Raw genomic sequence first — 4,925 nt, 5'->3', positions numbered from 1 at the left:
AAAATGACATAAACGTGAAGCTTATTTGGCATACCCTTTTTTAAATCATTTCCATTTTTTTACATAAAAATAGGTTGTAGTGAAATGAAGCGGGATTTTTTGAAATACTTCTGTCCAAGGCTCCTAGAGAAAGTTTCTCAGAAATAACGTTGGGAAAGTCCTTCTTCCTGCTGAGATGACAATAATTAGTAAAGGCCACATCCTATAACGGCAATTTGACAAATAAATATTCATTTTGTATAGTATAAATTGAACATTTTGGTTTATACTATACAAATTAAACATAATATACTTTACGAAAGGGGGCAACAAACAGTGAGCGAAAACCATGATGATTTTCAAGAAATTGAAGCATCACGGGAAATGTTAAGCAGTGCCATCGCGCAAACCATGGTGATATATGGCGTGACGCCCTCAGTGGGAAGAATTTACGGAACGCTCTACTTCGCGGACAGACCACTTAACCTTGATGAAATAAAAGACGAAGTGGCGATGAGTAAGGGTAGCGTCAGTACAGGATTACGTGAATTGCTTGATACAGAAATGGTCATTAAAGTTTGGAAGAAAGGCGAAAGAAAGGATCATTTTATTGCAGAGAAAGATTTTTTCCGAAACTTCTTCACCTTCTTTGTAAAAATGCTGAGACAAGAACGGAATATTATTTATCGGGCCAATGAACAAGTTGAAGGCAAATTGAAAGAAATCGTGGTGAATGGTGAATCTGAAGAAGCAAAAGAAATGGCAAAAAAAGATTTGATCGATATTGAACGGACCAACACTTATTTTGATTGGACGCTTAAACTGGCGAATGCCATGGAATCCGGCGATATTTTTAACTTTATCCCAAAATACAACCAAGAAGGTGATGACACTGGATACAGCGAAGACAGCACTCGTAATCATTGATATGCAAAAGGAAAGTCAATTCGGCATTCAAGGTCAGGAACAAATCGTTCGCCAAACACGTGAGGTAATTACGGAATGCCGAAAAAACAACATTCCCATTATTTACACTCGGCATATCAACCGCAATGACAGGGTAGGGCTATCCAAACAAGAACCCTTGAATCACAATAACGAACCGGTATTTTACAATAGCAAAACTGATGCAATCGACATCATTGATGATATTCAGCCCGAAAGCCATGATATTGTCATCGATAAATATCGCTGGAGCGGTTTTTACGACACACACTTGGATTTGCTTCTAAAAAGCATGGGGATCAAACACATCATCTTAGGCGGCGTGGTGACAGACGGTTGTGTCATGACCTCCGTTTTTGATGCCTACTTTCGAGATTATCAAGTAAACCTGGTGAAAGACATTTGCGGTGCTACAAACGAAGGCGCACATATGAGCGCTATATTAACGATGGCCAATTGGATTTATAATATCGCCATTTTTGATGCAGACGAAATGATAAAAAAACTTTCTGGACAGACATATCATTACTGGGAATCGACATACTCTGATCAATTACAATTCACACCGGAAAATATTCGGGACGTTTTTGGCCGCCTTGACCAAAAACCGCAAACGCTGCAATCGGATACGGAACATAATTGAAACGCGACGCAATAATTTTAGAGGAGGAATAACAACCATGAAAAGCAATAAAAAACTGATAATATTTACAACCTTACTCATGCTTACTATGTTATTGGCAGCATGTGGCGGTAATGATAATTCTTCTGAAAATAGCTCAGATGACAATTCGGGTAACAATAACGATGATAAGCTTGAGATGGGACAAGAAGAAATCAGCATCCCATATGTCTCTTGGCCGTCTGCCATCGCAAGTTCGAACGTAATTAAAGTGGCATTGGAAGAACAAGGCTATGATGTTACCTTACAACAGGTTAATTCCGGTGCCATGTATACAGGGATTGCCGATCAAACATCCGAAGCTTCTGTATGCGTATGGCTTCCCAACACGGATGCTGACTATTGGGAAGAGTATGGTGGAGATATCGAAATGCTTGGGCCTAATGTGGAAGGAACCCCTCTCGGCCTCGCCGTACCCGAGTATATGAAAGACGTAAACTCCATCGAAGACCTGGCTGACAATACGAATTCGGTAGGAGATGAGACAGAGTGGACCATTACAGGTATTGAGCCTGGATCCGGCCAAATGGAATTGACCAAGAATCAAGTTATGGAAGACTATGGTTTAGATAACTGGACATTGCAAGCCAGTTCTTCAGCAGCCATGGCTACATCATTAGGTGAGGCCATCAATAATCAAGAGCCGGTTGTCGTGACGCTTTGGTCCCCTCATTGGGCCTTTTCTAAATGGGACTTGAAATATCTCGACGACCCGCAAAATTCATATGGGGATCCGGACGATATTAACACAGTCGTTCGTGAAGGGTTAGAAGAAGACGCCCCAAGAGCCCATGAAATTCTCAATCAATTCGCATTAAGCAAATCCGAATTGGAAAGCGTCATGGTCGAAATCAACAATGGTACAGACCCGGAAACAGCTGCCCAAGAATGGGTGAACAACAATCAAGATACAGTCAACGAATGGTATGAAACGATACAATAAATAAACTAAATGCCGGTTGGACAAGATTTGGTGAAAATTCTTCATAGGAATCCCCCTATGGAGAATTTCATTGTTATGTGCGATATCAAAAGAATAAAGAGATTTTTACAAAGTGTTTTAGCTAAATCAAAAAGACCGAAAGTTGACACTAATGCCTGACCGAATATTGACCGATATAATGACCAAGGTATACATTCTTGAGAAAGGAAAAGGACGCCTCCAATTTATGTGAAATTGCGGAAACAACTTCACTGGAGGCGTCCAATAATAGCACATATTATGGTCATTATATCAGATTATAAGCTGATTGAGAAGGAGAACGAAACGGGGGTTTTTCGTTAGGAGTACGGAATTGAGTATTTGTCCATGTTGCGAGAAACCTTTCGAAAAGGTTTCGGGCAGTCGGCCTCGCATATGGTATAGAAGCTCAGGTGACCGGAATAAACTTATCATTCGAAGGCTTTATTGCGAACAGTGCGAACAAATTCATCATATCGAAAAAAGGACCTTGTCGTGCTGGATATCGTTAACACGATTACACATTCCCGTTGTGTTGACAGGGAGAACTGCTTTCCGATTAAGGACTCCGGCACTTATGGGCAAATATTGAAAGCGTATCACTAGCGTTGCATTAATATAAATTGAATATTTTGAAATCCGTTTAGCTCTAATTTTCGCCAAAAAGACAAACCTTAATGAAAAAGTGGCATTGTCCATTTGGTAAAATTATACATTTGATCCAGGAGGGACACCAACAACACACATTGTTATGGTATGCCGCTAATGCGACGAAGCCAGTGACGGCACTCCTTCCACAGTTTCGCTTTTAGTAACCACTGCGAAACGCTAATTGAATTCAATCCCAGTTCCTGTTGAATGTCATCATCAAACAGGGTATCGCTCATGGCATGTAAGCTTTCCACTTCTTCCAGGTGGGATAATAATAACAGCTTGATATACGAATAAGTCGTGAACTTTTTCGTATAGCGATCTTGGCCGGTTTGTGTGATTTGTTCTGTAAGTTTTTCAACGTTAATGGGTGAAACCCATTTACCAAATGATGATAATAGTGTATGATTGTCCATATTCAGAGTTCCTTTATATTGGATTTGGACAACAACCACCACTTCCATTATAAAGGATTTTTTTATACTCTGAAACCTATATTTTGGATAATTGGCAAGATTATTAAAATTGCCCCGTTATCTATGCAACGCTAGTGTTAGTTTATCAGTTTTTATCGTTATGTTCGTTTTACTAGGTGCTTGTGGAGGAGAAGCATCGCAAGAGGAAACAAATAGTAGTAATGCAAATGAAGATAAAACGATGGAACTAACAGTGGATAATTTAATAACAGCTTTTCAAAAATCAGGATTAGAAGCTGAAGATGGTGGAGAATTAACACGTGATGATTTTGGCATGGCTCCAATGAAAGCGGATAAAGCAAAAAGATTATTGATCCCTTCACTCGGTGAGGATTCAGGCGGATGAATTTTCAGATATGATAATCAGACTGATCTTGAAGAAATGAAATCTTATTACGATGACTTAGGAGAAGAGAATGCTATGTTTTATTCCCATACAGCAGTAAGAGATGATATTCTGCTTCAAATCAGTTGAGAATTGAGTGATGAAGAATTTAAGAAATACAAAGAAGTTTTAAATGCTGTAGGCTCAGGAGATTTACCGAAATTTGAGCAAAAGGAAGAAATTGCATTTTCAGATGCTGCCAAGGGCGATACAGTAATTGATGATTATGGAACTTATACGATTAAAAAGGTGACTGAGCCATCTAACCCAACCCATGAAACTGGTTCCATTACATTCTCACTAAATAAGGTATTGCTGGCAACATTTAAACCTAATGAAGAAAGTGCCTCATTTTTTGACCGTGAAGAATTAAAATTGGCTGTTATGCTAATTGAATCAGAAAATAACTCAGAGGATACAGTTAGCTTCCACCCATTTTCAACAACTGTTACGACAAATACAAAAGGACAATATGATGCTCAAACTCTGCTGAATAAAGGAGAATCGGAACATATCGGTCAAGTTACTCAAGAATTCCGAACAGCATTCAATCTTGAAGACGAAAATCTGGACGAAATTAAAGAAATGACATTTATATTAGATAAACCATCAAAAGATAGTATGAGTTTTGGCGAAGAGGTGAAAATTGATGTTACATTTGATTGAGGAAGTTCTATATAGTTCAGGGGGACTGTCACTTCCCGGATAAAATAACTGCTAAACTATATTAGATGGTTTTCACATGTAAAAGATAAACACTTGGGAAAAATCCTATATATTGGACCAAATCTACATACAGCTGTTGCGGCCAGATATGGTGACTGGCCGCAACTATTTTTGGTGTTA

At 38.9% G+C, this 4,925-nt stretch carries 7 protein-coding genes; 6 read left to right on the top strand and 1 reads right to left on the bottom strand.

Annotation, left to right across the window (positions count from 1 at the left end; genetic code table 11):
* The first annotated feature begins 315 nt into the window (after positions 1-315).
* The 4 genes from E4U82_RS19165 to E4U82_RS20725 all read left to right on the top strand — a co-directional run bounded on the left by E4U82_RS19165 (position 316) and on the right by E4U82_RS20725 (position 3,159).
* Positions 316-906, top strand: a complete 591-nt coding sequence (locus E4U82_RS19165; RefSeq protein WP_342447749.1) for a GbsR/MarR family transcriptional regulator — start codon at positions 316-318, stop codon at positions 904-906.
* Entirely contained in the window at positions 866-1,567 is a 702-nt protein-coding gene (locus E4U82_RS19160) for a cysteine hydrolase family protein (protein ID WP_135111846.1), read from the top strand. Before E4U82_RS19165 ends, E4U82_RS19160 begins: the two co-directional genes overlap by 41 nt.
* Positions 1,568-1,604: 37 nt before the next feature.
* Positions 1,605-2,549, top strand: coding sequence for a glycine betaine ABC transporter substrate-binding protein (locus E4U82_RS19155; RefSeq protein WP_135111845.1), 945 nt, complete (start codon positions 1,605-1,607; stop codon positions 2,547-2,549).
* 307 nt (positions 2,550-2,856) lie between these two features.
* Positions 2,857-3,159: a DUF6431 domain-containing protein gene (locus E4U82_RS20725; protein WP_425339546.1), complete on the top strand. Its 303-nt coding sequence runs from the start codon at positions 2,857-2,859 to the stop codon at positions 3,157-3,159.
* A 157-nt stretch (positions 3,160-3,316) separates the two neighbouring features.
* On the opposite strand, the gene E4U82_RS19150 is transcribed toward E4U82_RS20725, so the two are convergent.
* Positions 3,317-3,634 carry a DUF4372 domain-containing protein gene (locus tag E4U82_RS19150; protein ID WP_167751505.1) on the bottom strand — a complete coding sequence of 106 codons (318 nt, stop codon included), beginning with the start codon at positions 3,632-3,634 and terminating at the stop codon, positions 3,317-3,319.
* A 91-nt stretch (positions 3,635-3,725) separates the two neighbouring features.
* Here E4U82_RS19150 and E4U82_RS19145 point away from each other — a divergent pair, with 91 nt between their 5' ends.
* Together E4U82_RS19145 and E4U82_RS19140 are read left to right on the top strand one after the other, a co-directional pair.
* The gene (locus E4U82_RS19145) at positions 3,726-4,040 is read left to right on the top strand and encodes a hypothetical protein (protein ID WP_135111843.1); all 315 of its coding nucleotides are present in this window, start codon (positions 3,726-3,728) and stop codon (positions 4,038-4,040) included.
* A 132-nt stretch (positions 4,041-4,172) separates the two neighbouring features.
* Positions 4,173-4,745, top strand: coding sequence for a hypothetical protein (locus E4U82_RS19140; RefSeq protein WP_135111842.1), 573 nt, complete (start codon positions 4,173-4,175; stop codon positions 4,743-4,745).
* Positions 4,746-4,925 lie beyond the last annotated feature (180 nt).

Origin of the sequence: Lentibacillus salicampi (assembly GCF_004565465.1) — a bacterium.
In the GTDB taxonomy this organism is placed as follows: Bacteria; Bacillota; Bacilli; order Bacillales; family Amphibacillaceae; genus Lentibacillus; species Lentibacillus salicampi.
This window is presented reverse-complemented; position numbering and strand designations above follow the sequence as displayed.